Origin of the sequence: Pseudomonas sp. S8, from assembly GCF_050473925.1 — a bacterium.
GTDB lineage: Bacteria > Pseudomonadota > Gammaproteobacteria > Pseudomonadales > Pseudomonadaceae > Aquipseudomonas > Aquipseudomonas parakoreensis.
The window spans coordinates 5,326,243-5,350,671 of the sequence record NZ_JBFDVZ010000016.1 but is presented as its reverse complement, the minus strand read 5'-3'; the positions used below and the strand labels follow the sequence as shown (position 1 = coordinate 5,350,671).

The following is a 24,429-nucleotide window of genomic DNA, read 5'->3' as shown; positions in this document are numbered from 1 at the left end:
CTGCCGCAGGCTGCGATCTTTTGATCTTTGAAAGCAAAATCAAAAGATCGCAGCCTGCGGCAGCTCCTACAGAGGCTTAACGGGAGGCGGTGATCAGCAGATCGAATTCTTTGAGCAGCACCTGCAACTGGCGATCCTTGCCCTGCAGATTGCGCTGGGCAAAGACCATCTCCGCCATTTCCTGAATGCCCGAAGCGTTGGGCAACGCCAGGTCCTGCTCAAGGATCATCTTCATTCGTGGCAGGAAGATCCATTGCAGCCATTGTTCGAAATCCAGCGTATCGACCGAAAACGGCTCGACACTACTAAGGGCTTCGGCCGATGGCTGCACTTCATCCCACCAACCTTGCGCGCGCAGCTCACGCTCGATCAGCAGCAACTGGTCGGCGATTTTCGGGAAACGGGTGTCCATCAGAGCGAAACCTTGGCCTTTTGACGAGCCAGTGCAGCGCCGGCGGAGTCGCCCTGTTTCTCACGGGACTGCGCGATGATTTCCCACAGGTTGGCTTGCAGATCCGGACGGCCGTTGGCCATGGTCAGCGCGCGACGGGCGAACTGTTCCGCCTGCGGCGCATCACCTTGGGCCATGCGCACCTGCGCCAGACGATAAAGCACCTGCGGTTCACGCGGGGCGACGCGCTGGGCACGTTCCAGGCTGGAGGATGCACCGTTGAGGTCGCCGCCGGCCTGTTGCTGCTGGGCGGTGGTCAGCAAGGCGAGCACCGGGCCATCCAGTTGCTCATCCGCCGACAGACCGCCGCCACTGCTGGCCGAAGGAATGCCGCTCGGCGTCGAAGGCATGCTGTAGCTGCCAGTGTTGATCGGTGCCGACTCGACCGGCGAAGGATTGTACGGACCCGCCGTAATCCCACCGGACGCCGGACCAGGAACGATCGGCGAGGAGCTGATCGGCGCCGATGTCGCAGCACCGCCACCCGGCACCATCACCACCACACCGGTATCGCCTTGCGGAATGGCCTGGGATTGCGCCTGCCCCTGCACTGGACGTTTGACTGTCGTCTTGCGGAAACCGCCATTGGCCGACAGACGTTCGCTGTTGGACACGGCTGTGCCGGAATCCACCACCGGGATCGAACCACGCTGTACGGTAGAGCAGCCGCTGAGCAAAGCCACGGCGGTCACCGCTGGAATCAACCACTTGTTCACTTGAAACCCTCTTTGCTTAATTCATCCAGCCCTTGACCCAATCCATCACCGACTCCGGCGAAGCAGGCGTTTCGCTTGCACACGCGGCGCCGGGTGGCGGTTCGCTGCCGCGAATATACGGCATCTGCACGGCTCCAGGACAGTTGGCATCCGAGCCTTGTCCGGTACGCGAATCGACCCACGCCTGAACGATGTTGTCCGGCTGCGGCATGTCCAGCGGCAGCGGATCGGCCTTGCGCATGAAACTGGTCCAGACCTGCAGCGCACCGGTCGCACCGGTGAACGGGGTCTTGCCGTTGTCGTCACGACCGAGCCAGACCACCGCCAGCAGATCCTGACTGAAACCGGCGAACCAGCTGTCACGCGAATCGTTACTGGTACCGGTCTTGCCGGCCAGCGTCAGGGTCTTGGGCAGCACGTTGTAAACCGAGCTGCCGGTACCTTCACGCATCACCCGCTGCATGGCGTTCTGGATCAGGTAAATGGACGCCGGATCGAAGCGCTGCTCGATCTGGAACGGATAACGCTTGAGCGGTTCACCCTCGGCGGTCAGTACGCTGCGAATCCCACGCATCGGCGTATTGAAACCACCGTTGGCGAGGGTCTGATACATGGTCGCCACTTCGATCGGGGTCATGCCGCCAGCCCCGAGCAACATCGACGGGAACGCCGGGAATTCACGGGTTACACCCAGGCGCGCGAGGGTCTTGAGCACATTTGGCACACCGACTTCCAGACCCAGACGCGAGGTCGACAGGTTGTAGGAATGTGCCAGCCCTTGATAGAGAAACACCGTGCCGTGGGAGCGACGATCATAGTTCTGCGGTTTCCACACCTGGCCGTCCGCGCCTTTGATCGACAGCGGATCATCCGACAGCCAACTGGTCAGTGTGTAATGGCTCGGTTTTTCCAGCGCCGTCAGATACACCGCTGGCTTGACCAGGGAACCGATTGGCCGCACGGCGTCCAGCGCCCGGTTGAAACCGGCATAACTGGCCTGACGACTACCGATCATCGCCTGCACTTCGCCGGTCTCCGGGTTGGTCACGACCATTGCCGCTTCCACATCATCGGAGCCCTTGCGTCCGGCCAGACGTTTAAAGGTGTCATTGACCGACGCTTCGGCTTTCATCTGCAGAATCGGGTCGAAACTGGTGAAGATCCGCAGGCCTTCTTCGGTCAAGTCCTCGTCACGATAATCTTCACGCAACTGGCGTTTGACCAGATCGATAAAGCCCGGGAACGAGCTGTCGGCGAGCTTGCCGCGGGTGGTCACGCCCAATGGCATTTTCTTCGCCGCTTCGACCTGCTCGGCCGTCGCCACGCCTTGCTGCTCAAGCACATCAAGTACCAGATTACGGCGCTCCAGCGCGCGCTCCGGGTTGCGCCGCGGGTTGTAGTAGGACGGACCCTTGACCATGCCGACCAGCAGCGCAACCTGATGCAGCTTCAGCTCGGACAAAGGCTGACCGAAGAAGAACTGGCTGGCCAGACCGAAACCATGCACGGCACGCTGACCGTCCTGCCCGACGAAGACTTCGTTGAGGTAGGCCTCAAGAATTTCCTTCTTGTCGTAGTGCAGCTCCAGCAGCATCGCCATCATCGCTTCGGTGAGCTTGCGGCTCAGGCTGCGCTCGTTGGTGAGGTAGAAGTTCTTCACCAACTGCTGGGTCAGCGTACTGCCGCCCTGGGTCATCTTGCCGCCAGAGGTGTTGACCCAGATCGCCCGGGCAATCGATTTCGGCGACACGCCCCAGTGGCTGTAGTAGTCGCGGTCTTCAACGGCGACCAAAGTATCGAGCAAATACGGCGGCACCTGATCGAGCTTGATCAGAATGCGGTCTTCAAGGTTTTTCGGGTAAATGCCGCCGATCATCAGTGGTTCGAGCCGCACCACGGACAATTTTCCACCATTGAGCCCCGAGAGTTCGGCCACATAGTCGCCGGAGAAGCGCACGCGTACTGGCTGAGGTTTCTCCAGGCCTTCATAGAACTGGAAGCCGCGGGTATTCAGATCGACGGTATTGCCACTGACGGCAGCAGCGCCGGGGCCATTGCTCACGGCTTCGCGGCGATAGCCCAAGGCGTCGAGTTCGGTGAGGAAATCGTCCTTGCTCAGTTTTTGTCCGACGAACAGCTCGAGCGGACGCGCGTACACCTTGGCCGGGATGGTCCAGCGCTTGCCGGAGAATTTCTCCTGCACCACGGCATCGAGGTAAACGGCGAAGCCGGCCAGCACCACAAGGCCGACCAGACTGAGTTTAATGGCCCACCCCAGCCACGGCCGCAGGCCCTTGGCAGGTGGTTTTTTCTTGGTACGGGGGGATCGAGTTCGAGTCATGGCGGCGGATTATACGCACTTTATTCATCCTCAACAGGAGCGCTCCGAGGTTTGCGTCAGGCTGGCGAGCGGCCATAATGGCGACCTCGAATTTCCCAGTCTCTGAAGGATCGCCCGTGAGCCAGTCACTGATCGCTGCCCTGCAAAACCCGGCCCTCTACCCGCACCCCGTCGACGGGTTCCAGGTCATCGAAACCCATATCTCGTGGGTGATCCTCACCGGGTCGTTTGCTTATAAAGTGAAGAAGCCGGTGAATTTCGGCTTTCTCGACTTCACCAGCCTCGAAGCGCGCAAGCACTTCTGCGCTGAAGAACTGCGTTTGAATCAGCGCCTGACCGAAGATTTGTATCTGGACGTGTTGCCGGTGACCGGCAGCGTCGAAGCGCCGCAACTGGGCGGCGACGGCCCGGTGATCGAATATGTGTTGAAGATGCGTCAATTCCCGCAGACCGGCCTGCTCAGCACCCTGCAAGCCAACGGTGAACTGACCACTCAGCACATCGACGAAATGGCCGAGCAGATCGCCAGATTCCACCTCAGCGCGCCAAAAGTCCCGGCCGAACACGACGCTGGTACGCCAGAAAGCGTAATGGCCCCGGTGCGCCAGAACTTCGAACAGATCCTGCCATTCCTCAGCGACAAAAACGATCTGCTGCAACTCGAGGCCCTGCAAGCCTGGGCCGAGAGCAGCTTCGACCGTCTCAAGGCACTGTTCAGCCAGCGCAAGGCCGAGGGTTTCACTCGCGAATGCCACGGCGACATTCACTTGGGCAACGCCACTGTGATCAATGGCAAAGTGGTGATCTTCGACTGCATCGAGTTCAACGAGCCGTTCCGCTTCACCGACGTCTGGGCCGACACCGGTTTCCTGGCGATGGACCTTGAAGACCGTGGTCTGAAATCCCTGGCCCGCCGCTTCATCAGCCAATACCTGGAATTGACCGGCGACTATCAAGGCCTGGAAGTGCTGAACTTCTACAAAGCCTACCGAGCACTGGTTCGCGCCAAAGTCGCGCTGTTCAGCATGCCGGCAGATGCCACTCCGGTGCAGCGCGCCACTACCCTGCGCCAGTACCGCAACTACGCCAATCTGGCGGAAAGCTACAGCACCATCCCTTCGCGCTTCATGGCGATCACCCACGGCGTATCGGCCGTCGGCAAGAGCCACGTGGCGATGCGCCTGGTCGAAGCACTGGGCGCGATCCGCCTGCGTTCCGATGTCGAGCGCAAGCGTCTGTTCGGCGAGCAAACCGTGGCCAACGACGTGCAGGCCGGGATTTACAGCGCCGACGCCAGCGCTGCCACCTACGCCCGCTTGCATGAGATTGCCGGAGTCATTCTGCACGCCGGTTTCCCGGTCGTCATCGATGCGACCTACCTCAAGCGCGAGCAACGTGACAGCGCGGCGAAAGTCGCCGAGGCGACCGGCACGCCGTTCCTGATTCTCGACTGCAACGCTCCGCAAGCCGTGATCGAAAGCTGGCTGGCGATTCGCCAGGCCGACAAGAAGGACCCCTCCGACGCCACGCTGGCGGTCATCGAGGCCCAACAGGCCAGCCGCGAAGCACTGACGCCAGAAGAAATTCTGCGCAGCAAACGCGTACAGACCAATGAAAGTGGGACCCTCGACACCGTCGTGGCGCAGATTCGCCAGCGTCTGCCAGGCCTGTAAGAAACTATTTCGACCGTGAAGCCCTCGCTGGCTTCACGGTCGTCAAATAGTGGCACTATACTGGCGTCATAAAACCAACAGGTGATGTGACATGAGCCAGCCGAAACTTCTCGACACCCCGCTTTATGCCCTGCTGCACAAAGACGACATCGCAGGCTTCAACAAGGAACGCCCGAACGACGGCCCGATCGACATGGTCGGTGGCGACTTCCGTGGGCTCGATCTGCGTGAACTGAACGCCGACGGCGTGGATTTCCGCGACGCCTACTTCCGCTCCGCCGATTTGCGCGGCATCGATTTCCGTAATTCCGCCCTGGAAGGCGCGAGCCTGGCCCATGCGCAGATTTCCGGTGCGTACTTCCCACCGGAACTGAGCGCCGACGAGATCCTGATGTCGATGAATTTTGGTACCCGCCTGCGCTATCGCACCCGCTGATATTTTTATCTTTCTCTGACCCGACGCCTTTCCCGCGTGGGAGCGGGCTTGCTCGCGAAGGCGTGGTGTCAGTCGATACATCTCGTGGCTGACAGGACGCCCTCGCGAGCAAGCTCGCACCCACATGTTTCCGCGTTTCTTCCCTCCTTTCTGGGTTCGCAGCCCTTTCTTAGTAGCGTTTGCGTCTAATCCGACCAAACAACCACGCTTTTCCTACTGATGGCTACACTCCTGAGAAGATCGCCCACGCACCATTCGGCCGTCGCAAGGAGGCTTGATGAATGATGAACTGCAACACCTGAAGAATCTTGGCAAGACGTCGGCGCAATGGCTGCATGCCGTGGGCATCCACAGCGCCTCGGACTTGCGTCGCCTGGGGGCGGTGGACGCCTATCGGGCCGTGCGTACCCGCGGGTTTCGCGCATCGAAGGTGTTGTTGTACGCGATCGAAGGGGCGCTGATGGATGTGCACTGGAACGATATCCCGGCCGAACGCAAAGACGCCTTGAACAAGCAGCTCGAAGCCATCTCCTCGCGTCACAAGAACTGAACAGGCGCTGACGGCCATGTATCTGCTCGGGGAACAATCGGCATCTGTCGATGCGCTGATCAATCGTTTGCAGAGCTTGCCCGCGCACTGGCTGGAAGGGCTTGCGCCTTGCGGGCCTGCCTTTGAGCCGGAAATCTCTGATGACCTGATGGCGCAGCTCCCACACGATCAGCTGTTTCTGCTGACAGAAGGCGTGATCCACGGCTACATCGGCGGCCGCGCGCTGTTTTACTGGCAGGAAGGCGATCTGATTGGCCTGCAGCAAGGTGACGCCTGGGCCGATTGCCGACTGCGCAGCGACGGATTATTGCGCTTGTTGCCCTATCGGCGAACCGATCTGTTCCGACATTTGTACGCCGAGCCGGAACGGGCTGAGCAATGGCTGGAGTATCTGCTGGGGCAGATGGCGCTGCTGGCACACGCGGTGGCCGAACTGAAGCCACGGGAGTTTCGCAGCACCAATGGCTTTAAACGAGTCGAGAGCGGTGAAGTGTTGATCCAGCAGGGCGATGCTGCCGATCACGTCTTCGTGATCATCGATGGGCATGCCGAAGCGTTTGTTGATGGGCACAAGGTTGGCGACGTGCCCAAGGACGAGATTTTCGGCGCCATGGCAGTGTTCACAGGCGAGCCGCGAAACGCCACGGTCATTGCCCGCGAGCCAAGTACAGTGATGTTGATTCCCGGCGATCAGTTTCTCAGCATGACCCGCAACAATCCGAAGATTGCCCAGAGCCTTATCGAGAGCATGGCCCGGCGCATTGGCCAGCTCAACCAGCAAATCACCCAACTGAGTGCGATCAAGGCTGCGCTTTAAGTCCCGTTTTTCCGGGGCATTCCGGACATTTCCACGACTAAATCACGCGAATGGAAAAACAGTGGTTGACTCGCTAATGAGAATCGCTATGATTATCACAACTGATCGCGAGATCAGTCGATATTCTGAAAAGCCCTTGGTTCGGACTCTCAGATTATCTCCTCATCAGGCTAATCACGGTTATTTGACCCGGTTTTTACCGGGTCTTTTTTTGCCTGTGGAAAAGTCACTGGCCGAACTGTTTGCGCATCTGTGCGCAGTAATCCTGCGCAGGCGTGGCCGGGGTGTACCAGACGTAATCGGCCATCGCCGCGCTGACCTCAGCGCCCTGCTCGGCCAGCATCAGCACCGTGGGCGCCTGGGCTGCGCCAAGATCAAGCACATGCAGCGACACGCCAGCATCCTTGCGCGCATGCCAGGCGCCTGCCAACAACATGGCGGGGGTGGGTGCCGCCAGCAAACGTTCGGCCATGCGTCGATCGCGCTGTTGCTGAATCGCGAGCATCGCCGGCATCTGCGATTTGGGCAGCAAGCCACAGTGTGAGTCGCTGATCTGCTCAAGCAGCGTGGCTTTTACCGCTGCCGCATTGCTGCGAACACCGCTCAGGGTTGGCGGCTGACGATAGAAGGCGCGGATTTCGCTGTCGTCCAGATTGGCTGCCAACAGCGGATAGGATTGTGTGAGGGCGAAGCGAACGATCGGCCCATAAAGCTTCCAGTCCCAGCCATCCTGCCAGTCCAGAGCAGTGGCAAGATCGGAGGGCGGCGTTGCTGCATGGCGAACCTGATCAACTTTCGGCTGTTGATCAGGCGTGAGCATCTCCAGCAGCAGACTGCCCTGAGGGCGTTGCTCACCCAGCGATTGCAACAGCCACAACTGCGCAGCGTGATGATCGGCATTGTCATGCTGCTCGCCAATGATCACGTGTTGTGCACCGGCCAGACGTGTCAGCAGTTCCTGCGCCGTCAGTACCTGACCGCTGTGCAGATCGCGTATCTCACCGCTGACCGGTGGCGGCGCAGCAACATGCTGACACCCCGCAAGCCACAACACCGCCAACAACCAGATCCCGCGCATGCCATCACCTCGATGAGAAATCAGCGGGCGATGATCAGCGGATGCCCACGCTCCGGGTGCGGCTGCACCAATACTTCGAGACCGAACACCGCTTTGAGCGAGTCCGGTCGCAAGACTTGCTGCGGCGCATCCAGCGCTACCGGGCGCCCGCCTTCAAGCAGCAACACCCGATCACAATAGCGCGCCGCCAGATTCAGATCATGCAGGATGACCAGCACCGCCGCGCCACGGTCGGCAAATTCGCGCACCGCTTGCAGCGTCGTATGTTGGTGCAGTGGATCTAGCATCGAGGTCGGCTCATCCAGCAACAGCGTTTGCCCGGCCTGCCCCGGCCATAACTGCGCCAGCACCCGCGCCAGATGCACACGCTGGCGCTCGCCACCCGACAGCGCCAGATAACTGCGCCCGCTCAGGTGCCCGGCATCCGCAGCGTCCAGCGCTGCCACAACGATCTCGTCATCGCGCACCCGACCACTTTGATACGGCAAGCGGCCCATGCCGACCACTTCATCCACACGAAAGGCAAAATCCAGCGTCGAGACCTGCGGCAACACCGCCAGACGCTGGGCGCGTTGCGTACCTGTCCAGTGATTCAGTGCCTTGTCGTCGAGCAACACCTCGCCTTCACTCGCCGTGAGCTCACCGCACAAGGCACCGAGCAAGGTGCTTTTGCCGGCACCGTTAGGTCCGAGCACACCCAGCACCTCACCGGGCTCCAGTTGCAGGGTGACGTCGCTGAGGACGGTCTTGCGCCCGCGACGGATGTGCAGATTGTGCGCACGCAGCATCAGGCACGTCCTCGCAGCAGCAGATACAGGAAGAACGGCGCACCGATAAACGCCGTGACGATACCGATCGGCAACTCCGCCGGCGCCAGCGCCAACCGCGCCACCAGATCCGCCAGCAACAACAGGCTCGCCCCCGCCAATATTGATGCTGGCAGCAACACCCGGTGATCGGGCCCGGCCAATAAACGCACCAGATGCGGCACCACCAGCCCGACGAAACCAATCATCCCCGCTGCTGCCACCGCCGCGCCAACACCCAACGCCGTGCAGAACACCAATTCACGTTTGAGCCGTTCGACATCAATCCCCAGGTGCCCGGCTTCGGACTCCCCGAGCAACAACGCATTCAGCGCCTTGGCACGCCGCGGCAACCACAGCGCAACACCGGCGCTGATGATCAGCAACGGCCACAAACGCGCGTAACTGGCACCATTGAGGCTGCCCAGATTCCAGAAAGTCAGCGTGCGCAGGGTCGCGTCATCCGCCAGATAGGTGAACAACCCGACTGCCGAGCTGGCCAGCGCCGTCAGGGCGATCCCAGCCAGCAGCATGGTCGCGACGTTAGTCTGGCCGTTGCGCCGTCCGAGCCGATAGACCAGCGCCGTTACCCCCAACCCGCCGAGAAACGCGCACGCCGACAACAGATACGGCCCGAACCACTCTGGCAAATCGCCAAAAAACGCACCGCCGACAATGGCTACAGCCGCACCAAGCGCCGCACCGCTGGAGACCCCGACCAACCCGGGATCGGCCAGCGGATTGCGAAACAAACCCTGCATCGCCACGCCGGACAGCGCCAGTACACCGCCAACGGCCAGGCCAAGCAAGGTACGCGGTAGCCGAATCTGCCCGAGAATCAGCTCAGCCTGCTCCAGACCGTCCGGCGCCAGCGGCACGCCGAGCATGCGCAGAGCCGCGCGCAAGGTATCGAACAGCGGCAGGCTCACCGGCCCCAGCGCCAACGACAGCCAGATGGCCAGCAAACACAGAAGCGCCAGCCCGATAAACAGGCTGCGTGGTTTGACCAGTGCGGTCATTGGCCGCTCGCAGTCGGGTAGAGGCCGTCAGACAAACCCTTCAACGCCGCCGGCAAACGCGGCCCGAGCCCGCCGACCAGCAGCGTCGGATCCAGCTCCAGCACCCGTCCGGCCTTGGCCGCACGGCTTGAATTGAGAATGGGATTTTCCTTGAACAGCGCCGCTTTTGCCGCCTCACCGCTCAACGCGCGATCCGCAAACACCAGCACCTCAGGATCAAGCCCGGCCAGTGACTCAACGGAGAACGGCTTGTAACCGGTATGCGTTGCCAGGTTATGTCCGCCGGCCCGTTGCAGCAGCCAGTCGGCGACAGTGTCCTTGCCGGCAATCAACGGTTTGCCGCCGGCATGCCCGATCAGCACCAGCACACCGGGCGCCTTGTGCCTGGTCTGCAACTCGGCGACTCGCGCCTTCTGCGTGACGAGCTGCTGTTGATAACTTGCCAGCAGCTGCGTCGCCTGGGCTTGCGCGCCGAGCAACTGCCCGAGATGCGTGAGGTTTTTTTCCAGCGTCGGCAGATCCGGCTGCGCCGAGAACAGTTCGACCTGCACCTTGGCGCTCCTTACTTGAGCGATCACCGGTGGCGGGCCCATTTCTTCGCTGCCGATAAGGATGTCCGGGCGCAGGCTGAGAATGCCCTCTGCCGACAGGCTGCGTTGATAGCCGATACTTGGCAGTTTCTTCAGCGACTCGGGATGCTGGCTGGTGGTGTCGACGCCGACCAGTTTCGACTCGCCGCCCAATGCACTGACCCACTCCGAAAGCGCGCCACCGGCACTGACCCAACGCTGTGGCAAGTCGGCAGCTGTCACCTGAAGGCTGGCGAACAGTCCGACACACAGCACAGCAACGCGGATAATCAGGCGCATACGCAGCTTTCCTTGAACAGTTTTCCCGGGCAGCGAACCGGCAGGCCAAGTATCCTTGGCGGCAGCCGCGCACAGTGGGCGAAGGCGGCCATTTGATAATTGTTTGCATTTAAACGTCAAGCTCGGACATTTCCTGAAACGAGCAGACAGTTGAGGATAGTCATGAAGTTTTTGTGCGCGGGCGCCGATCTCGCCGAGGCCGGCAGCCGTGGGTTCGACATCCACGGCAACAAACTGTTTGCCGTGCGCCGCAATGGACAGGCCTATGTTTATCTCAACCGTTGCCCGCATCGTGGCGTCGGCCTGGAATGGCACCCCGACCAGTTTCTCGACCCGAGCAACAGCCTGATCCAGTGCGCCACCCACGGCGCACTGTTCCTGATCGAGGATGGCGAATGCGTCGCCGGGCCCTGCGCCGGGCAATCCCTGACCGCCATCCCCTGCCGCGAAGACGCCCAAGGGGTGTGGATCGATGTTTAACCGTTGAGCAACACGTCCAGCCGCCGGTCGATCACCATTTCTTCGTGGTTCAAGCGCACGCCGTAAGCCAGCACTTCAACTCCGCATGCCACCGCCTCGCGCAGGGCATCGGCGTAGGCCGCATCGATTTCCTCGGCCGGACGCACTGCGTCAATCCCGCTGAGATTGACGCAATACAGCTGCACCGCCCGAATGCCGTCACGGGCCAGATGCGCCAGCTCACGCAGATGCTTGGCGCCGCGCTGGGTCACCGCATCGGGAAACGCCGCAACATTCGTTCCGTCGAACCCCAGCGTGACGCTTTTCACTTCCACGTAGGCCGGGCCGCTCGGGTACTCGAGACGGAAATCGATGCGGCTCTTTTCCTGGCCGTACGCCACTTCACGTTTAAGCGCCGTAAAGCCGCTCAACTCGTCGATGACACCCGCCTGCAGCGCCTCTTCCACCAGTGCGTTGGCACGGCCGGTGTTCACGCAAAACAGCCGGCCCTGCGGAGTTTCACCAATTTCCCAGGTGCCGGGCAGCTTGCGTTTCGGGTCGCTGGAGCGACTGAACCACACCTGTCCGCCCTCAACCTGGCAGTTGAGCATCGAACCGGTGTTCGGGCAGTGAAGGGTCAACAGCTCGCCATTGACCGTTTCAACATCAGCCAGAAAACGTTTATAGCGGCGAATCAGCCGCGCCTCTTCCAGAGCCGGATAAAAACGCATCAGGCTTGCCAGCTCTTCAAACCGCGAGCGATGCGTTCCACCGCTTCCTGTAAGCGAGGGAGGTTTTGCGTGTAGGCAAAACGCACATGATGGCCCGCTTGATAACGACCGAAATCCAGCCCCGGGGTAAAGGCAACGTGCTCGGTTTCGAGGAAATGCCGGCAGAACGCGAAGGCATCACCGCCGAACTGGCTGATATCGGCATACAAGTAGAACGCACCTTCAGGTTCGACGGCGATGTTGAAACCCAACTCGCGCAACGCCGGCAGGAGGAAGTCGCGACGGCGACCAAATTCGGCGCGGCGCTCTTCGAGAATGCTGATGGTGCCCGGCTCGAAACAGGCCAGTGCGGCATGCTGCGCCATGCTCGGCGCGCTGATATAGAGATTCTGCGCGAGCTTTTCCAGCTCACTGACGGCTGCATCCGGTGCCACCAGCCAGCCGAGACGCCAACCGGTCATGCCGAAATATTTGGAGAAACTGTTGAGGACAAAGGCGTTGTCATCGACTTCCAGCACGCTGGCGGCATCGGTGCCGTAAGTCAGGCCATGATAAATCTCGTCCACCACCAGATGGCCGTGCCGCGCCTTGATCGCTGTGGATAATCCGGCCAGTTCGTCGCGGGTCAGGAGGGTGCCGGTCGGGTTGGCCGGCGACGCCACCAACGCTCCCACGCTGTCGTGATCCCAGTGCCGCGCCACCAGATCCGGGGTCAATTGATACCGCACTTCCGGGCCGACCGGCACCAGTTGCGCCGCGCCTTCGACCAGTCGCAGAAAGTGCCGGTTGCACGGGTAGCCCGGATCCGCCAGCAGCCAGTGTTTGCCCGGATCGACCAGCAAGGCACTGGCCAGCAACAGCGCACCGGAGCCCCCCGGCGTGATCAGGATCCGCCGCGGATCGATGTTTAAGCCGTAACGCGATTGATAGAACCCTGAAATCGCTTCGCGCAACTCAGGAATGCCACGCGCCGCGGTGTAGCGAGTCTTGCCCGCCGTCAGCGCCGCTTGCCCGGCGCGGATGATCGGTTCGGCCGTGGTGAAATCCGGCTCGCCGATTTCCAGGTGGATCACATCGTGACCTTCGGCCTGCAGTTCATTGGCCCGCGCCAGCAGCGCCATCACATGGAACGGTTCGATCGCACGACTGCGCGCACTGTAGGGCTGAGCCATTGGTTTTCCTTCGACGGGGCAAAAGAGACGATTCTACCCATCTGCCGGAACGAGCGAGAACCCGTCGCGGTCACAGCCTCAAGAACGCTGGACTGTAACGATATGCGCGTACGCTCCAGGATTGACTAAAATCAGAGATTGATCAGGCCTCCATCACTGTCAGACATGACTTGCCAAACTTCTGCAAGCGCCACCCGCCGGGGCCTCGACATCCGGGAGTAGCGCAGGCCGAATTGATCTGGTAAGTTCGCCCGCTTGCAGCCGCAGGGCCGGCAGGTGTCGGTGATGGAGCAATCCTGCGCAATGGATTACAAGAGTAGAGGCGGTCCATTTCATGCCCACCCAAGCAAAGCAACAGCAGCAAGTGACGATCAGCGGCTTCGAACCTTACGTTCCGAAGGACGGCGAAGAGTACATGGGCGCCCCGATGCGCGCGCACTTCACCAAGATCCTGAACAAGTGGAAACAGGACTTGATGCAGGAAGTCGACCGTACTGTTGATCACATGAAAGACGAAGCGGCCAACTTCCCTGACCCGGCCGACCGTGCCAGCCAGGAAGAAGAATTCGCCCTTGAGCTGCGCGCCCGCGATCGCGAGCGCAAACTGATCAAGAAGATCGACAAGACTCTCGAACTGATCCAGGACGAAGAGTACGGCTGGTGCGAATCCTGCGGCATCGAAATCGGCGTCAAGCGCCTCGAGGCCCGTCCTACTGCGGATCTGTGCATCGACTGCAAGACCCTGGCGGAAATCAAGGAAAAGCAGGTCGGCAAGTAATCTCGACCTGAACGAAAAACGGAGCGTGCGAACGCTCCGTTTTTGTTTCTGCCTTTTGCCTTTTGCCCTTGTGGGAGCGAGCCTGCTCGCGAAAGCGGTGTGTCATTCAACATTTAATCGTCTGACATCAAGCTTTCGCGAGCAGGCTCGATCCCACCCGTTGACCTGCGTATTGCCTGAAAAGTAGCTTCGTTTCCATGACAGCCAAAATCTCCCCCGCCTACATCGGCCGCTTCGCCCCCACCCCCAGTGGCCACCTGCACTTCGGCTCGCTGGTGGCTGCCCTCGCTTCCTACCTCGACGCGCGCGCGGTCGGCGGGCGCTGGCTGGTGCGCATGGAAGATCTCGATCCACCCCGGGAAGAGCCCGGCGCGCAGGCGGCGATTCTCAAAGCGCTGGAAAGCTACGGTTTCGAATGGGACGGCGAGATGGTGCGCCAGAGTGACCGGCACGACGCCTACGCCGAAGTCCTCAACAATCTGTTCAATCACGGCCTGGCCTACGCCTGCACCTGTTCGCGCAAGCAACTGGAGCCGTATCACGGCATTTACCCGGGCTTGTGCCGCAATGCCGGCCATGAGCAGCAAGACGCGGCGATCCGCCTGCGCGTGCCGGAACTGGAATACCACTTCATCGACCGCGTGCAGGGCGAGTTCCGCCAGCATCTGGGGCGCGACGTCGGCGATTTCGTGATTCGCCGCCGCGACGGCCTCTACGCCTATCAACTGGCGGTGGTGCTGGATGACGCCTGGCAAGGCATCACTGACATCGTGCGCGGTGCCGACCTGCTCGACTCCACGCCACGCCAGCTCTACCTGCAAGAACTGCTGGGCCTGCGCCAGCCGCGCTATCTGCACCTGCCACTGATTACGCAGCCGGACGGCAACAAGCTCGGCAAATCTTACCGTTCGCCACCGCTTGAGGCCGATCAGGCCACGCTGCTGCTGTTGCGAGCCTTGCGTGCGTTGGGGCAAAACCCCGGTGCCGAACTGGCGCATGCCACCCCCGAGGAATTGCTCAAATGGGGCGCAGCCCACTGGGATGCATCGAAGATCCCGCGCACACTGACGTTGCCCGAGGCGCAACTGCAATGACGACACTTGCAGTGGCGCGCCCATCCGTTACCATCGCCGCACGTTTTCGGGCACGCGCATAAAAAAGAGAGGCCGGGATGTACATCTATCGCTTGGTCCTGCTTCTGGTCGTGGGAATCTATCTGTTTTCGCCAGCCATCATGGATTGGTGGATCGACGCCACGGGCGCCTGGTATCGGCCGTATCTGCTCTGGTTGATCCTGATTGTCGTGACCTTCATCCTGCAGAGCCAAAAAGATGCCGATGAGCTTTAGCCTGACCCAGATGATCCTGATCAGCGCCGCGTACCTGGCGGTGCTGTTCGGCGTTGCCTGGATCAGTGAACGGGGCATGATCCCGCGGGCGATCATTCGCCACCCGCTGACCTACACCTTGTCGCTGGGGGTCTACGCCAGTGCCTGGGCGTTCTACGGCACGGTGGGCCTGGCCTATCAGTATGGCTACGGCTTTCTGTCCAGTTACCTCGGGGTGTCTGGTGCTTTTCTGCTCGCACCGGTGCTGCTGTATCCGATCCTGAAAATCACCCGCACCTATCAATTGTCGTCGCTGGCAGATCTGTTCGCGTTCCGCTTTCGCAGCACCTGGGCCGGCGCGCTGACCACGATCTTCATGTTGATCGGCGTGCTGCCGCTGCTGGCGCTGCAGATTCAGGCGGTGGCCGATTCCATCGGCATTCTTACCGGTGAGCCGATCCAGAGCCGCGTCGCGCTGGCGTTCTGTGCGCTGATCATTCTGTTCACGATTTTCTTCGGTTCCCGGCATATCGCCACTCGCGAGAAACACGAAGGGCTGGTATTTGCGATTGCCTTCGAATCGGTGATCAAACTGATCGCCCTCGGCGGCGTCGGTCTGTATGCGCTGTACGGTGTGTTCGACGGCCCGCAACAACTCGAACTGTGGCTGCTGCAAAACCAGACCGCCCTCGCCGCCCTGCACACGCCCCTGCAGGAAGGACCATGGCGCACGCTGTTACTGGTGTTTTTCGCCTCGGCGATCGTGATGCCGCACATGTATCACATGACCTTTACCGAGAACCTCAATCCGCGCTCGCTGGTCAGCGCCAGCTGGGGCCTGCCGCTGTTCCTGCTGCTGATGAGCCTGGCAGTGCCGCTGATCCTCTGGGCCGGCCTGAAGCTCGGCGCCACCACCGACCCGGAATACTTCACCCTCGGCATCGGCATCGCCGCCAACAGCAAACCGCTGGCACTGCTGGCCTATGTCGGTGGGCTTTCAGCCGCCAGTGGCCTGATCATCGTCACCACCCTGGCACTGTCGGGCATGGCGCTGAACCACCTGGTGCTGCCGCTCTATCAGCCGCCGGCCGAAGGCAACATCTATCGCTGGCTGAAGTGGACGCGTCGGGCGCTGATCGTCGCGATCATCATGGCCGGCTTCTGCTTCTACCTGATGCTCGGCGCCGGGCAGGATCTGGCCAACCTCGGCATCGTCGCTTTCGTCGCCACGCTGCAGTTCCTGCCCGGCGTGCTTTCGGTGCTGTACTGGCCGACCGCCAACCGACGCGGCTTTATCGCCGGCCTGCTGGCGGGAATTGTGGTGTGGGTGGTGACCATGCTGTTGCCGCTGGTCGGCAATCTGCAGGGTTTTTACATCCCTCTGCTGAACATGATTTACGTGCTGGACGACACCAGTTGGCACATGGCGGCGATCGCCTCGCTGGCAGCCAACGTATTGATGTTCACCCTGATCTCGCTGTTCACCAACGCCAGCCCCGAAGAAGCCAGCGCCGCCGAAGCCTGCGCGGTGGATAACGTGCGGCGTCCGCAACGCCGCGAACTGCACGCGGCCTCGCCCCAGGAATTCGCCACGCAACTGGCCAAACCGCTGGGCGCCAAGGCGGCGCAAAAAGAAGTCGAGCAGGCCCTGCGCGACCTCTATCTACCGTTCGACGAACGCCGTCCTTATGCCTTGCGCCGCTTGCGCGACCGCATCGAAGCCAACCTCTCCGGCCTGATGGGCCCGAGCGTGGCGCAGGACATGGTCGAAACCTTCCTGCCGTACAAGGCCGGCGGCGAAAACTATGTGACCGAAGACATCCACTTCATCGAAAGCCGTCTCGAGGATTACCACTCGCGCCTCACCGGGCTGGCCGCCGAACTCGACGCCCTGCGCCGCTACCACCGCCAGACCTTGCAGGAGCTGCCAATGGGCGTCTGCTCGCTGGCCAAGGATCAAGAGATCCTGATGTGGAACAAGGCCATGGAAGAACTCACCGGCATCGCTGCGCAACGGGTGGTCGGTTCGCGCCTGAGCACCATCGCCGATCCGTGGAAGCCATTGCTGCAAGGCTTCATCAACCTGCCCGACGAGCACTTGCACAAGCAGCACCTGGCTCTCGACGGCCAGACCCGCTGGCTCAATCTGCACAAAGCGGCGATCGACGAACCGTTGGCCCCGGGCAACAGCGGCTTGGTGCTGCTGGTGGAAGACCTGACCGAAACCCAAATGCTCGAAGACAAACTGGTGCACTCCGAGCGTCTGGCGAGCATCGGCCGACTGGCGGCGGGAGTGGCCCATGAAATCGGCAACCCGATCACCGGCATCGCCTGTCTGGCGCAGAACCTGCGCGAAGAGCGCGAAGAAGACGGCGAACTGACGGAAATCAGCGGGCAGATCCTCGAACAGACCAAGCGCGTGTCGCGCATCGTGCAGTCGCTGATGAGCTTCGCCCATGCCGGCAGCCACCAGCACAGCGACGAACCCGTCTGTCTGGCCGAAGTTGCGCAGGACGCCATCGGTCTGCTGGCGCTGAACCGGCGCAACTTCGAAGTGCAGTTCTACAACCTGTGCGATCCGGATCACTGGGTCGAAGGCGATCCGCAGCGGCTCGCCCAAGTGCTGATCAATCTGCTCTCCAACGCCCGTGATGCCTCGCCTGCGGGCAGCGCCGTGCGGGTCAAGAGTGAAGCCGGCGAACACACGGTCGATCTGATCGTCGAAGACGAAGGCAGTGGTATTCCGCAGAACATCATGGACCGACTGTTCGAACCTTTCTTCACCACCAAGGACCCGGGTGAAGGTACCGGTCTGGGCCTTGCACTGGTCTATTCCATCGTTGAAGAGCATTATGGACAAATCACCATCGACAGCCCGGCTGATGTACAGAGCCAGCGCGGCACCCGTATCCGGGTGACCTTACCGCGCCATGTCGAAGCGACGTCCGCTGTGAACTGAGACCGTCGAGAGTATCGAATCAATGCCGCACATTTTGATCGTCGAAGACGAAACCATTATCCGCTCCGCCTTGCGCCGCCTGCTGGAACGTAACCAGTATCAGGTCAGCGAAGCCGGTTCAGTGCAGGAAGCACAAGAACGCTTCACCATTCCCACATTCGATCTGATCGTCAGCGACCTGCGCCTGCCTGGCGCCCCGGGCACCGAGCTGATCAAGCTTGGCCAGGGTAAACCGGTGCTGATCATGACCAGCTACGCCAGCCTGCGCTCGGCGGTCGACTCGATGAAGATGGGCGCGGTGGACTACATCGCCAAACCTTTCGATCACGATGAAATGCTTCAGGCGGTCGCGCGGATCCTGCGTGATCACCAGTCGGCACCTGCCGCCGGCGAAGCGCTTGCCGGCAAACCGAGCAATGGTGGCGGCAAATCGTCTGTCGACAACAGCAACGGCGAGATCGGCATCATCGGCTCGTGCCCGCCGATGCAGGACCTGTACAGCAAGATCCGCAAAGTCGCACCGACCGATTCCAATGTATTGATCCAGGGCGAGTCCGGCACCGGTAAAGAACTGGTGGCCCGCGCCCTGCACAACCTGTCCAAGCGTGCCAAGGCACCGATGATTTCGGTGAACTGCGCGGCCATCCCGGAAAGCCTGATCGAGTCCGAACTGTTCGGCCACGAAAAAGGCGCGTTCACTGGCGCCAGCGCCGGGCGCGCCGGTCTGGTGGAAGCGGCGGACGGCGGCACGCTGTTCCTCGACGAGATCGGCGAACTGCCGCTGGAAGCCCAGGCCCGTCTACTGCGCGTGCTGCAGGAAGGCGAGATTCGCCGCGTGGGTTCGGTGCAGTCGCAAAAGGTCGATGTGCGTTTGATCGCCGCGACCCACCGTGACCTCAAGAGCCTGGCAAAAATCGGCCAGTTCCGTGAAGACCTGTATTACCGTCTGCATGTGATTGCCCTGAAACTGCCGGCGTTGCGCGAACGTGGCGCCGACGTCAACGAAATCGCCACGGCGTTTCTCGCCCGCCAGAGTGCGCGCATCAACCGTACCGACCTGAAATTTGCCGCCGATGCCGAACAAGCCATCCGGCATTATTCCTGGCCGGGTAACGTGCGTGAGCTGGAAAACGCCGTGGAGCGCGCGGTGATCCTGAGCGAAAGCCCGGAAATCTCCGCCGACCTGCTGGGTATCGACATCGAGTTGAGCGACCTGGAAGACGACGAGTTCATCGGCTTGCCCGCGCAAACCGCGGGTAACACCAGCAACAGCAGCCATGAGCCGACGGAAGACCTGTCGCTGGAAGACTATTTCCAGCACTTTGTGCTTGAGCATCAGGATCACATGACCGAAACCGAACTGGCGCGCAAACTGGGCGTCAGCCGCAAGTGTCTGTGGGAACGTCGTCAGCGCCTGGGCATTCCACGGCGCAAGACCGGGGTCACCAGCGAGAGCTGAACGTTACCTGTCGAGTGTGCGGGTAACGCTTGAAGACGTGAAAAAACTGTTACCTCAGCTTTTTCACGTAACAGAAGCCGGGGTTATCGGTAACGAAACCCCGGCTTTTTTTCGCCCCGAGAAAACGGTTATATCGACCTAACCCCTTGTTTTATTGGGCTTCGCAAAAGTTGGCACGGCACCTGCTATATGTTTGGTACAAGAACAATAACAAGCAATGCACAAGACAATAAAAATAAGACGAATCGACTCACGCACAATAAAAACAAGACGGCGAGAGGCGCAGCTAACTGATTCTTTTGGAGAGGCGTTGTATTTGGGGCTAGCCCCACGACCAGGCCGAGAACAACAAAAACTGTCCTAAGACAGAGCCTGTACTGGTTGGATCGCAAGATCACTGCAACACAGCGACCAAAGCAATCCGTTTGCTCTTGGCTCCCGATTGGGAGGGTCATGAAGGAAAAGCTTCATGGCGAGGGCACTCAACAAAAACAAGAAGCCCGAATCAATAATAAAAAGAGCACGCAACTACTTCTTGGGGAGCTTCGGCTCCCCTTGTAGTTTCTGTCTTTCGGCAAAAACCTCCGTTTCGACCCTGCCCGATGCCTGTAGCCTGCGGCTTGCAGCGCAAATCTGCTGCGTCCTACACCATCCCCCGACTAAATGCTAGAATCTGCGCCCATCATGCGGTCATTCTTTGGTATGGCCGAACATTCCTTCAAACAGTGCATCCCATGCTGAAGAAGCTGTTCCAGTCATTCCGAACACCCGTGCGTCGTACGCAACACATCCGCAGCACTCCTGAAGTGCTCAACAGCGGCCAACATTCGCTGCAAAAGGGGCAATTCAGCCGCTATGCGGTGAATATCGTCGAACGCTTGCAGGGCGCCGGTTACCAGGCCTATCTGGTCGGCGGTTGCGTGCGTGACATGCTCCTGGGCATCACGCCCAAGGATTTCGACGTCGCCACCAGCGCCACCCCCGAGCAAGTCCGAGCCGAATTCCGCAATGCGCGGATCATCGGTCGCCGCTTCAAGCTGGTGCATATCCATTTCGGTCGCGAAATCATTGAAGTCGCGACCTTCCGCGCCAATCACCCGGTCAATGAAGACGACGAAGACAGCAACCAGTCTTCGCGTAACGAGAGCGGACGGATTCTGCGCGACAACGTCTACGGCACCCTGGAAGAAGACGCGCAACGCCGCGACTTCACCATCAACGCCCTGTATTACGATCCGGTCAGCGAGCGCATTCTCGATTACGCCAACGGCGTACACGACATCCGTAATCACCTGATCCGTTTGATCGGCGATCCGAAGCAGCGTTACCAGGAAGATCCAGTACGGATGCTGCGGGCCGTGCGTTTCGCCGCCAAGTTGAATTTCGGCATCGAGAAGCACACCGTGCAGCCGATCCGCGACCTGGCGCCGATGCTGCGCGAGATCCCGTCCGCTCGCCTGTTCGAGGAAGTGCTCAAGCTGTTCCTCTCCGGCCACGGCGCGATCACCTTCGAGATGCTGGTCGATCTGCAACTGTTTGCCCCACTGTTCCCGGCCAGTGCCGACGCCCTGGAATACAACCCGGAATACACCCACACGTTGATCAGCGAAGCGCTGACCAACACCGACCTGCGCATAAAACAGAACAAACCGGTCACACCGGCGTTCCTGTTTGCCGCCCTGCTGTGGCCTGCCCTGCCGGCCCGCGTATTGCGCCTGCAAGAGCGTGGCATGCCGCCGATTCCGGCCATGCAGGAAGCCGCGCATGAGCTGATCGCCGAACAGTGTCAGCGCATCGCCATTCCAAAGCGCTTCACCATGCCGATCCGCGAGATCTGGGACATGCAGGAACGTCTGCCACGCCGCAGCGGCAAACGCGCCGACCTGCTGCTGGACAATCCACGTTTCCGCGCCGGTTACGACTTCCTGCTGCTGCGGGAAAGCGCTGGCGAGGAAACCGACGGTCTGGGCGAATGGTGGACGGATTATCAGGACGCCAACGACAGCGAACGTCGCGACATGATCCGCGATCTCAGCGGCAAAGGTGATGACGCCAGCGGTGCGCCACGCAAACGTCGCCGCAGCAGTGGTTCCAAGCGCAAGCGCGCCGGGGCTTCCAGCTCGACGGGCGAATAAGGCATGGAACGCATCTATATCGGTCTGGGCAGCAACCTCGCTGACCCGGCCGAACAACTGCGCAGCGCGCTCAATGCGCTGGGGCAATTGCCGCAAACTTCCCTTGCTGGTGTTTCGGCGTTCTATCAGAGCGATTCACTGCTGCCGGGACAACCGCGTTACACCAACGCGGTCGCTGCCCTCGACAGTGATCTCGCGCCGCTCGATCTGCTCGATGCCCTGCAAGCCATCGAAAACGACCAAGGTCGAGAGCGCCTGGAGCGCTGGGGGCCGCGCACGCTGGATCTGGATATCCTGTTGTTCGGTGATCGCCTGATCGACGAGCCGCGACTGAAAGTCCCGCACTACCAGATTCAGGAGCGGGCATTCGTGCTCTATCCTCTGGCCGAACTGGCACCCGCCGATCTGCACCTGGCCGATGGCCGCGCCTTGGCTGACCTGCTCGCCGCCTGCCCGTTCGTCGGCCTCGAACGCCTCTCCCACGCCTGACGCAAATCTCCCCCTGTGGATGGGAGGGGATTCATCCCCGATCGGCTGCGCAGCCGTCGCAAAACCGGCTAATACGGTGTGACTGATTAATGCGTACTACCATTTAAGGGCCGCTTCGCAGCCCATCGGGGATGAATCCCCTCGCCACAAAAGCGATGTTCCGTGTTCGTTTTTTGTCGGACAAAAAACCTCCCGATCAGCCCCGCCGTGCCGCTGAATCGCATCAGTAACGTCGGTAACACTCCCCTCGTAACAATGCGGTAACACACGCAATTGACTTCCTAGGTTCTCCTCACGACTATAGGCGTCCCGCTGCCGCCAACCCGGCACATACGGGCGCAATCCAGGCCTTATAAGCACGACAAAAGACCGTGCGCCTGAGTAGACGAAGAATCACGCGCGTTACTCGCAGTAGTTTCCAGAGCGCCTGAACGAGGATTTTTTACATGCCAGCCATCACCCTGACCACGCTCCAGAGCCTCAAGCAGAAAGGTGAAAAGATCACCATGCTGACCTGCTATGACGCGACCTTCGCCCACGCCTGCAACGAGGCCGGTGTCGAAGTGCTGCTGGTGGGCGACTCCCTCGGCATGGTTCTGCAAGGGCACGACAGCACCTTGCCGGTGACCATCGCAGAAATGGCCTATCACACCGCTTGCGTCAAACGCGGCAACACCGACGCCCTGATCCTGGCTGACCTGCCGTTCATGGCCAACGCCACGATCGAGCAAACCCTGACCAACAGCGCCACGCTGATGCAGGCCGGCGCGCACATGATCAAGGTCGAAGGTGCGCTGTGGCTGGCGGAGTCGATCCGCCTGCTGGCCGAGCGCGGTGTGCCGGTCTGCGCGCACATGGGCCTGACCCCACAGGCGGTGAACATTCTTGGCGGCTATAAAGTGCAGGGCCGCAACGAGAACCAGGCGCGGCAGATGCGTGCCGATGCGATCTCGCTGGAACAGGCTGGGGCCGCCATGCTGCTGCTCGAATGCGTGCCGAGCGAACTGGCCGCCGAAATCAGCCAGGCCGTGAAGATTCCGGTCATCGGGATTGGCGCCGGTAGCGATACCGACGGGCAGGTACTGGTGCTGCACGACATGCTCGGCCTGTCGATCACGGGGCGCGTACCGAAATTCGTCAAAAACTTCATGCAGGGTCAGGACAGCATCCAGTCCGCCCTGAAGGCCTACGTCAACGAAGTCAAAGGCGTTACGTTCCCTGGCCTCGAACACGGATTCTCTGCATGAACACTGTCAAAACCGTACGCGAATTGCGTGCCGCCGTGGCCCGTGCCCGCAGTGAAGGCAAGCGCATCGGCTTCGTGCCGACCATGGGCAACCTGCACAGCGGTCACATTGCGTTGATCACCAAAGCCACACAGCGCGTGGACTTCGTGGTTGCCAGCATCTTCGTCAACCCGCTGCAGTTCGGCGCCGGCGAAGACCTCGACAAGTACCCGCGCACCCTGGCGGCGGATCAGGAAAAGCTGCTGCAAGCCGGCTGCCATTTGCTGTTCGCCCCGACCGTCGAAGAGATGTACCCCGAAGGCATGGCCGGGCAGACCCGGGTCAGCGTGCCGCAACTGTCTGAAGGCCTGTGTGGCGCCAGCCGTCCGGGGCACTTCGAAGGTGTGGCGACGGTGGTCAGCAAGCTGTTCAACATGGTGCAGCCGGACTTGGCGATCTTCGGTCAGAAGGATTTCCAGCAACTGGCGGTGATCCGCGCGTTGGTGCATGACTTGAACATGCCGATCCAGATCATCGGCGAACCGACCGTGCGTGCCGCCGACGGCCTGGCGCTGTCATCGCGCAACGGTTTCCTCAGCGAAGACCAGCGTGCGGTGGCCCCGGTGGTTTATCGGACCCTGAGCGCAATCGCCGAGTCGATCAAGCAAGGCGAGCGCAACTACCCGGCGCTGATCGCCGCTCAAGTGCAACAGCTGGAGGCCGCCGGCCTGCGCCCGGACTATCTGGAAATCCGCCACGCCCTGACCTTGCGTCCGGCGACGGCTGAAGACCGCGATCTGGTGATTCTGGTGGCCGCGTTCCTCGGCACCACGCGGTTGATCGACAACCTGCACCTGAACCTCGATACCCCCGTTTAAAGCAAGATCAAAAGATCGCAGCCTGCGGCAGCTCCTACACATGAGTCCATGTAGGAGCTG

The 24,429-nt window shown here is 60.9% G+C and carries 23 protein-coding genes; 14 read left to right on the top strand and 9 right to left on the bottom strand.

What is annotated here, in order from left to right:
• Positions 1-76: 76 nt before the first annotated feature.
• Genes AB1J88_RS25355 through mrcB form a run of 3 tightly spaced genes read right to left on the bottom strand, consistent with a single transcriptional unit; the run spans position 77 to position 3,508 of the window.
• Positions 77-412, bottom strand: a complete 336-nt coding sequence (locus AB1J88_RS25355; RefSeq protein WP_041065457.1) for a YqcC family protein — start codon at positions 410-412, stop codon at positions 77-79.
• A complete protein-coding gene (locus AB1J88_RS25350; RefSeq protein ID WP_047296575.1) occupies positions 412-1,167 on the bottom strand; it encodes a lipoprotein in 756 nt (251 codons plus the stop codon). Before AB1J88_RS25350 ends, AB1J88_RS25355 begins: the two co-directional genes overlap by 1 nt.
• 16 nt (positions 1,168-1,183) lie before the next feature.
• The gene (mrcB, locus tag AB1J88_RS25345) at positions 1,184-3,508 is read right to left on the bottom strand and encodes a penicillin-binding protein 1B (protein ID WP_041065450.1); all 2,325 of its coding nucleotides are present in this window, start codon (positions 3,506-3,508) and stop codon (positions 1,184-1,186) included.
• 116 nt (positions 3,509-3,624) lie between these two features.
• Between mrcB and AB1J88_RS25340 the strand changes: the two genes are divergently transcribed.
• The 4 genes from AB1J88_RS25340 (at position 3,625) to AB1J88_RS25325 (ending at position 6,984) form a co-directional block, all read left to right on the top strand.
• Positions 3,625-5,181: an AAA family ATPase gene (locus AB1J88_RS25340; RefSeq protein ID WP_222018344.1), complete on the top strand. Its 1,557-nt coding sequence runs from the start codon at positions 3,625-3,627 to the stop codon at positions 5,179-5,181.
• Positions 5,182-5,272: 91 nt separating this feature from the next.
• Positions 5,273-5,617, top strand: a complete 345-nt coding sequence (locus AB1J88_RS25335) for a pentapeptide repeat-containing protein (protein ID WP_041065444.1) — start codon at positions 5,273-5,275, stop codon at positions 5,615-5,617.
• Positions 5,618-5,894: 277 nt separating this feature from the next.
• A complete protein-coding gene (locus AB1J88_RS25330) occupies positions 5,895-6,167 on the top strand; it encodes a TfoX/Sxy family protein (protein WP_003228231.1) in 273 nt (90 codons plus the stop codon).
• A 16-nt stretch (positions 6,168-6,183) separates the two neighbouring features.
• Positions 6,184-6,984, top strand: coding sequence for a Crp/Fnr family transcriptional regulator (locus AB1J88_RS25325; RefSeq protein WP_430292194.1), 801 nt, complete (start codon positions 6,184-6,186; stop codon positions 6,982-6,984).
• 226 nt (positions 6,985-7,210) lie between these two features.
• On the opposite strand, the gene AB1J88_RS25320 is transcribed toward AB1J88_RS25325, so the two are convergent.
• From AB1J88_RS25320 to AB1J88_RS25305, 4 genes are read right to left on the bottom strand one after another with little or no spacing between them, the layout of a single operon-like run.
• A complete protein-coding gene (locus AB1J88_RS25320; protein ID WP_430292193.1) occupies positions 7,211-8,062 on the bottom strand; it encodes a ChaN family lipoprotein in 852 nt (283 codons plus the stop codon).
• 20 nt (positions 8,063-8,082) lie between these two features.
• Positions 8,083-8,850, bottom strand: coding sequence for a heme ABC transporter ATP-binding protein (locus AB1J88_RS25315; RefSeq protein ID WP_430292192.1), 768 nt, complete (start codon positions 8,848-8,850; stop codon positions 8,083-8,085).
• Complete coding sequence (locus AB1J88_RS25310) at positions 8,850-9,833, bottom strand: FecCD family ABC transporter permease (RefSeq protein WP_430292717.1); 984 nt, start codon at positions 9,831-9,833, stop codon at positions 8,850-8,852. The genes AB1J88_RS25315 and AB1J88_RS25310 overlap by 1 nt, the downstream gene beginning before the upstream one ends.
• 50 nt (positions 9,834-9,883) lie before the next feature.
• Positions 9,884-10,756: a heme/hemin ABC transporter substrate-binding protein gene (locus AB1J88_RS25305; protein ID WP_430292191.1), complete on the bottom strand. Its 873-nt coding sequence runs from the start codon at positions 10,754-10,756 to the stop codon at positions 9,884-9,886.
• Between the two features lie 162 nt (positions 10,757-10,918).
• Between AB1J88_RS25305 and AB1J88_RS25300 the strand changes: the two genes are divergently transcribed.
• A complete protein-coding gene (locus tag AB1J88_RS25300) occupies positions 10,919-11,236 on the top strand; it encodes a Rieske (2Fe-2S) protein (RefSeq protein ID WP_108183816.1) in 318 nt (105 codons plus the stop codon).
• Here AB1J88_RS25300 and sfsA read toward each other — a convergent pair.
• Both sfsA and AB1J88_RS25290 read right to left on the bottom strand, forming a co-directional pair.
• Entirely contained in the window at positions 11,233-11,946 is a 714-nt protein-coding gene (gene sfsA / locus AB1J88_RS25295; protein ID WP_041065421.1) for a DNA/RNA nuclease SfsA, read from the bottom strand. The two genes, AB1J88_RS25300 and sfsA, sit on opposite strands and share 4 nt — an antisense overlap.
• Positions 11,946-13,118, bottom strand: coding sequence for a pyridoxal phosphate-dependent aminotransferase (locus AB1J88_RS25290; RefSeq protein WP_430292190.1), 1,173 nt, complete (start codon positions 13,116-13,118; stop codon positions 11,946-11,948). Before AB1J88_RS25290 ends, sfsA begins: the two co-directional genes overlap by 1 nt.
• 334 nt (positions 13,119-13,452) lie before the next feature.
• On the opposite strand from AB1J88_RS25290, the gene dksA reads away from it, so the two are divergent.
• The 9 genes from dksA to panC all read left to right on the top strand — a co-directional run bounded on the left by dksA (position 13,453) and on the right by panC (position 24,369).
• Positions 13,453-13,896, top strand: a complete 444-nt coding sequence (gene dksA, locus AB1J88_RS25285) for an RNA polymerase-binding protein DksA (protein ID WP_108183819.1) — start codon at positions 13,453-13,455, stop codon at positions 13,894-13,896.
• 197 nt (positions 13,897-14,093) lie between these two features.
• Positions 14,094-14,990: a tRNA glutamyl-Q(34) synthetase GluQRS gene (gene gluQRS, locus AB1J88_RS25280; RefSeq protein ID WP_430292189.1), complete on the top strand. Its 897-nt coding sequence runs from the start codon at positions 14,094-14,096 to the stop codon at positions 14,988-14,990.
• Between the two features lie 77 nt (positions 14,991-15,067).
• Positions 15,068-15,244, top strand: a complete 177-nt coding sequence (locus AB1J88_RS25275) for a hypothetical protein (protein WP_003176118.1) — start codon at positions 15,068-15,070, stop codon at positions 15,242-15,244.
• Complete coding sequence (locus AB1J88_RS25270) at positions 15,228-18,182, top strand: sensor histidine kinase (protein ID WP_161794896.1); 2,955 nt, start codon at positions 15,228-15,230, stop codon at positions 18,180-18,182. Before AB1J88_RS25275 ends, AB1J88_RS25270 begins: the two co-directional genes overlap by 17 nt.
• 22 nt (positions 18,183-18,204) lie before the next feature.
• Complete coding sequence (locus AB1J88_RS25265; RefSeq protein ID WP_041065407.1) at positions 18,205-19,641, top strand: sigma-54-dependent transcriptional regulator; 1,437 nt, start codon at positions 18,205-18,207, stop codon at positions 19,639-19,641.
• Between the two features lie 734 nt (positions 19,642-20,375).
• Complete coding sequence (locus AB1J88_RS25260) at positions 20,376-21,776, top strand: polynucleotide adenylyltransferase PcnB (protein ID WP_041065404.1); 1,401 nt, start codon at positions 20,376-20,378, stop codon at positions 21,774-21,776.
• Between the two features lie 3 nt (positions 21,777-21,779).
• A complete protein-coding gene (gene folK / locus AB1J88_RS25255; protein ID WP_198758344.1) occupies positions 21,780-22,265 on the top strand; it encodes a 2-amino-4-hydroxy-6-hydroxymethyldihydropteridine diphosphokinase in 486 nt (161 codons plus the stop codon).
• A 446-nt stretch (positions 22,266-22,711) separates the two neighbouring features.
• On the top strand, positions 22,712-23,512 hold the full coding sequence (gene panB, locus AB1J88_RS25250) for a 3-methyl-2-oxobutanoate hydroxymethyltransferase (RefSeq protein ID WP_041065398.1): 801 nt from the start codon (positions 22,712-22,714) through the stop codon (positions 23,510-23,512).
• Positions 23,509-24,369: a pantoate--beta-alanine ligase gene (panC, locus tag AB1J88_RS25245; protein WP_430292188.1), complete on the top strand. Its 861-nt coding sequence runs from the start codon at positions 23,509-23,511 to the stop codon at positions 24,367-24,369. Before panB ends, panC begins: the two co-directional genes overlap by 4 nt.
• Positions 24,370-24,429 lie beyond the last annotated feature (60 nt).